Source organism: Tatumella terrea, assembly GCF_039523755.1.
Taxonomy (GTDB): Bacteria; Pseudomonadota; Gammaproteobacteria; order Enterobacterales; family Enterobacteriaceae; genus Tatumella; species Tatumella terrea.
The window spans coordinates 20,260-27,109 of sequence record NZ_BAAAFX010000016.1 but is presented as its reverse complement, the minus strand read 5'-3'; the positions used below and the strand labels follow the sequence as shown (position 1 = coordinate 27,109).

The window sequence follows — 6,850 nt, the reverse complement described above, 5'->3', positions numbered from 1 at the left end:
GTCACCGACGGGCAGGCGACGTCCTCGGCCACCCTGAGCTTCAGTCCGATCAATACCCCGCCGGTGGCTGCCGATGATACGGCAACCGCGCAGGAAAATACCCCGGTCAGCGGCAATGTGCTGACCAACGACACCGATAAAGACGGCGACAGCCTGACGGTGACGCAGTTTACGGTCGACGGTCAGACGGTGGCTGCGGGGCAGACTGCCACCCTCAGCGGCGTCGGTACCCTGACCATCGGCAGTAAGGGTGATTACACCTTTACCCCGGTGACCGGTTATACCGGGGCGGTACCGTCCGCGACCTATATCGTCACCGACGGGCAGGCGACGTCCTCGGCCACCCTGAGCTTCAGCCCGATCAATACGCCGCCGGTGGCCAATGATGACAGTGCGGTGGCAAAAGAAAACACCGCGGTCAGCGGTAATGTGCTGAGCAACGACACCGATAAAGACGGCGACACCCTGACGGTGACGCAGTTTACGGTCAACGGTCAGACGGTGGCTGCGGGACAGACCGCCACGATCAGCGGTGTCGGCACCCTGACCATCGGCAGTAAGGGTGATTACACCTTTACCCCGGTGAGCGGTTATACCGGGGCGGTACCGTCCGCGACCTATATCGTCACCGACGGGCAGGCGACGTCCTCGGCCACCCTGAGCTTCAGTCCGATCAATACCCCGCCGGTGGCCAATGATGACAGTGCGGTGGCAAAAGAAAACACCGCGGTCAGCGGTAATGTGCTGAGCAACGACACCGATAAAGACGGCGATACCCTGACGGTGACGCAGTTCACGGTCAACGGGCAGACGGTGGCTGCGGGGCAGACCGCCACCCTCAGCGGTGTCGGCACCCTGACCATCGGCAGTAAGGGTGATTACACCTTTACCCCGGTGAGCGGTTATACCGGGGCGGTACCGTCCGCCAGCTATACCATTACCGACGGGCAGGCGACGTCCTCGGCCACCCTGAGCTTCAGTCCGATCAATACCCCGCCGTTGGCCAATGATGACAGTGCGGTGGCAAAAGAAAACACCGCGGTCAGCGGTAATGTGCTGACCAACGACACCGATAAAGACGGCGATACCCTGACGGTGACGCAGTTCACGGTCAACGGGCAGACGGTGGCTGCGGGGCAGACCGCCACGATCAGCGGTGTCGGCACCCTGACCATCGGCAGTAAGGGTGATTACACCTTTACCCCGGTGACCGGTTATACCGGGGCGGTACCGTCCGCGACCTATATCGTCACCGACGGGCAGGCGACGTCCTCGGCCACCCTGAGCTTCAGTCCGATCAATACCCCGCCGGTGGCCAATGATGACAGTGCGGTGGCAAAAGAAAACACCGCGGTCAGCGGTAATGTGCTGAGCAACGACACCGATAAAGACGGCGACACCCTGACGGTGACGCAGTTTACGGTCAACGGGCAGACGGTGGCTGCGGGACAGACCGCCACGATCAGCGGTGTCGGCACCCTGACCATCGGCAGTAAGGGTGATTACACCTTTACCCCGGTGAGCGGTTATACCGGCGCGGTACCGTCCGCCAGCTATACCATTACCGACGGGCAGGCGACGTCCTCGGCCACCCTGAGCTTCAGCGCGATCAATACGCCGCCGGTGGCAACCGATGATATCGCATACCCTGAAAAAAACACCGCGGTGAGCGGTAATGTGCTGAGTAACGACACGGATAAGGACGGTGACACCCTGACGGTGACGCAGTTCACGGTTGACGGGCAGGTAGTGAGCGCAGGACAGACCGCCACCCTCAGCGGTGTCGGCACCCTGACCATCGGCAGTAAGGGTGATTACACCTTTACCCCGGTGAGCGGCTATACCGGGGCGGTACCGGCAGCGACCTATACCATCACCGATGGCCAGGCGACGGCAACTGCGGTTCTGCACTTTACCGATATTGCGACAGGTTCAAATACGTCGCCGGTAGCTGAAGATGATCATGCGGTCACGAAAGCGGATACGGCAGTCAGCGGAAATGTACTGGATAATGACACGGATAAGGACGGTGACACTCTGACGGTGACCGGGTTCTCGGTGGACGGTCATACGCTGAAAGCCGGTGAAACCGCGACGCTCAGCGGTGTCGGCACCCTGACCATTAGCAGTAACGGGACATATACCTTCACCCCGGTAACCGGTTACACCGGCCCGGTGCCGTCCGCGACTTATACCATTACCGACGGGCAGGCGACATCCTCAGCGATACTGAGCTTCAGCGCGATTAATACGCCACCGGTGGCGATAGCGGACCATGCAGTGACCGATGGCGACACGCCAGTGAGCGGCAATGTGCTGAGCAATGACACCGATAAAGACGGTGACACCCTGACGGTAACGCAGTTCACCGTGGACGGTCAGACGGTGAAAGCCGGTGAAACCGCGACCATCAGCGGCGTGGGTAGCCTGAAAATCGGTAGTGATGGTGCCTATACGTTTACGCCGGTGGCGGGCTATACAGGAGCCGTCCCGACGGCGACTTATACCATCACCGATGGTCAGGCAACGGCATCTGCAACCCTGAGCTTCAGTGCCACCAGGACTCCGCCAGTGGCTGCTGATGATGTTGCTCATCCTGAAAAAAATAGTGTAGTGACCGGCAATGTGCTGACGAATGACACGGATAAAAACGGTGACAGCCTGACAGTAACACAGTTCACTGTGAACAATCAGACCCTGACCGCCGGCGAGAGCGCGACCATCAGTGGTGTGGGCGTGCTCACGATCAATGCTAACGGGTCTTATACGTTTAGCCCGGAAATCGGGTATGCAGGGCCGGTACCGACCGCGACCTATACGATCACCAATGGACAAGGCACCGCCTCGGCCACGTTAAGCTTCACGGACATCATTGATAATGCGCCTGACGCCGTTGATGATCATGCGACAGTACAAAAAAATACCACTCTGAGCGGGAATGCGCTGGGTAACGATAGTGATAAAGATGGTGATGCGTTAATGATCACTGACTTTACAGTTAACAATCAGACGTTTAAGGCTGGTGAGACTGCGACCATCAGCGGTGTAGGTACGCTGACTTTCAGCGCCGGCGGGCAATATATATTCACGCCAGTGAAAGGCTATGTGGGTCCGGTACCGGCAGCGACCTACACGGTATCAGATGGCCAGCTAACGTCACAGGCAACCGTTTATTTCAGTGATATTAAGAATACAGCGCCGACAGCGGTAAATGACCACGCGACCACAGTTGAAAATACCCCGGTCAGTGGCAATGTACTCAGCAATGACACGGATAAAGACGGTGACAGCCTGACAGTGACACAGTTTACTGTTGCAGGGCAGACGGTGACCGCGGGACAAACCGCCACGATCAGTGGTGTGGGTACCCTGACCATCGGCAGTGACGGGGCGTACACCTTTACGCCGGTGAGCGGTTATACCGGCCCGGTGCCGTCCGCGACTTATACCATCACCGACGGGCAGGCGACGTCCTCGGCAATACTAAGCTTTAGCACGATCAACACCCCGCCGGTGGCCAATAATGACAGTGCGGTGGCGAAAGAAAACACCGCGGTCAGCGGCAATGTATTGAGCAACGACACGGATAAGGATGGTGACAGCCTGACGGTGACGCAGTTCACCGTAGACGGCCAGACGGTGACCGCAGGACAGACCGTCACGATCAGCGGTGTCGGCACTCTGACCATCAGCAGTGACGGGACGTACACCTTCACCCCGCTGACCGGTTATACAGGGGCGGTGCCATCTGCGACCTATACCATCACCGACGGGCAGGCGACGTCCTCGGCGACGCTGAGCTTCAGTTCGATCAACTCGCCGCCGGTTGCGGAAAATGATACCGCGACCCCGGAGAAAAATAGTACAACGACAGGGAATGTACTGACCAACGACAGCGATAAAGATCACGATACGCTGACTGTCACGAATTTCACGGTGGACGGGCAGACGGCGACCGCGGGACAGACCGCCACGATCAGTGGCGTGGGCACCCTGACCATTGGCAGTGATGGTGCTTATAGCTTTACGCCAGTGACCGGTTACACCGGGCCGGTACCGTCAGCCACTTATACAATAACCGACGGGCAGGCGACAGCGTCCGCGACACTGAGTTTCAGTAATATCGTCAATACGCCGCCGTCGCCTCAGGATGACACCATCAGCGTGCAGGAAAATACGCCTGCGACGGGTAATGTGCTGAGTAATGATTCTGATAAAGATGGTGATACGCTGACGGTGACACAGTTCACTATCGATGGTCAGACTCTGAAAGCCGGCGAAACGGCGACACTGGACGGCGTAGGTACCCTGACTATCGGCAGTGATGGTGCCTATACCTTTACCCCGGCCACCGGTTATACCGGAGCTGTGCCGTCAGCAACTTACACCGTTACCGATGGCCAGGCAGAGGCAACGGCTACGCTGACTATTCAGGATATTACTCAAACGCATACCAATACGCCGCCGGTGGCCAATGATGACAGTGCGGTGGCGAAAGAAAATACCGCGGTGAGCGGCAATGTGCTGAGCAATGACACGGATACAGACGGTGACACCCTGACGGTGACGCAGTTCACGGTGGACGGACAGACGCTGGCCGCGGGACAGACTGCGACCCTAAGCGGTGTCGGCACCCTGACCATCGGCAGTGACGGGACTTATACCTTCACACCTGTCACCGGCTATACCGGTGCTGTGCCTTCTGCCAGCTATACGATCACCGACGGGCAGGCGACAGCCTCCGCGACACTGAGTTTCAGTGCCATCAATACACCGCCGGTAGCCAATAATGACACGGCAACCGCGAAAGAAAACACGGCGGTCAGTGGTAATGTGCTGAGTAATGACACCGATAAAGACGGTGATACTCTGACGGTGACCGGATTCACCGTGGACGGGCAGACACTGACAGCAGGCGAGACCGCCACCCTCAGCGGTGTGGGTACCCTGACGATTAGCAGCGATGGGGCATATACCTTTACGCCGGTCACCGGCTATACCGGACCGGTGCCGTCAGCCACCTATACCATTACCGACGGCCAGGCAATCGCCTCGGCGGTATTAAGCTTTACGGCTATTAATACGCCACCGGTGGCTGTTAACGATTATGTCACGGTGGATAAGGATTCACCGGTCAGTGGTAATGTGCTGAGCAATGATACGGATAAAGACGGTGATACGCTGAGTGTGACGCAGTTCTCTGTGGACGGCCAGACATTGAAAGCGGGGGAGACCGCAACACTCAGCGGTGTGGGTACCCTGACCATTAGCAGCGACGGTGCGTATACCTTTACGCCGGTCAGTGGCTACGTTGGAGCGATACCTGCAGCGACTTATACCATATCTGATGGTCAGTCGACGGCAGAAGCCTCAGTGATCTTTGATCATGCGCCGGTCATTGAAATTACGCAGTCCACAGAAGTGACTTACACCCCCGGGACTGATATCAGTGGTTTTAACTCATCATCCTGGCAAAACAACTGGACCAGCGCCGGCTGGAAAGGTGTGTGGCCGAGCTATGACAGTACTAATCACCTGGTGAATCTGAGCGCGGATGGGGGGTCATATACCGGCACGATGAATGCTACGACGACATTCAACACGAATGATGTTCTGGATCTGACGGTTGGCTGGAATAATGGCTGGTCAGGGACGGACGATGGTAGCTCTGCCGTGCTTTCATTCTCCTATGGAACGCAGACCTTATTTTCGATTACCACACCAGGTAAGTCGACCACGGGAACAACGCCCGGAACAGAGTATGCCGATGCGGAGAAATATGCCTATATCACGCTCTCTGAGGGGATAGAAGTCTCACTGGATGGCGGGAAAACCTGGCTGGATGGCTCGACGGCGATCCCGTTTGAAACCTGGCGTTTGTATCAGAAAGATCAAACGGTCACCGACAGTGATCTTTCCCATATTCTGGTGAAAGGGATGCAGACAGGAGTCAGTGATCATCTGGTCCTGAACTGGGATGCCCCCGGCAGCCCTGCGGATGACTTTCAGATTTCCGGAGTCAGTGTTTCTCAGGTGACCGAAACGACTTCTGACAGTGATAGCCATACCCTGACTTATGATCCTTCCACGTCTTCAGGTACGGATAGCACTAGTTCACAACTGGCGGTATTGCCTAATATCAGTGTCAGCGACAGTGACGGAGATGACACTATTCAGTCTGCCACGATAACGTTGTCCGGAAAAAGTGGTGACCAGCTGTGGATTAATGGAATGGACGCGACGACTCACACAGCAGGCAAAGCGTCTTATTCACTGACGTCGGATGGCGATGGTACTCTGACATTAACCCTCAAGGCAGGAACCAGTGGATCATTAAGCAGCAGTGACTGGAATAGTTTACTGGAGGGTCTGCGCTTCGGTACGACGGGAGATTCAGGGACCCGGCAGTTAACGGTGACGGTGAATGATGGGCAGTTAGACAGTAATACCGAAACCGTTGACATCAATGTGACGGGCGCTGCGTCGTCGGGCGATCTGCCGGGTTACAGTGCGGACACGCAGACGACCACGACAGATGCTTTGCTGAGTACCTATTCTCTGGAAAATGTCAGTGATCTGGCGTCGGCGTCAGATACATCGTCTACGACAGAGACGTTACCGGCCTTGCAGTCTCTGTTAAGTACCGGTTCGACAACCACGTCATCGACCGGGACGTCAGCATCTTCCACGACAGGTTCATCGTCGTCGGCAACCGACAGCCTGCATACGACCAGTGAAACATCGTCTGCATTGCTGGCCAAAGAGGATGAATTATCCTCGAATAATAATACGGTTTAATTTTCAGCCGCCCCCTCCGGTGTTATGCCGGAGGGGATATTGACGACTCTGG

Annotated in this window: 1 protein-coding gene; it reads left to right on the top strand. The window is 56.9% G+C overall.

Features of this window, described 5'->3' with window-relative positions; all coding sequences use genetic code 11:
• The coding region (locus tag ABD035_RS11965; protein ID WP_343870432.1) for a beta strand repeat-containing protein at positions 1 to 6,798 on the top strand (6,798 nt) is incomplete at its 5' end.
• Between the last annotated feature and the right edge of the window lie 52 nt (positions 6,799 to 6,850).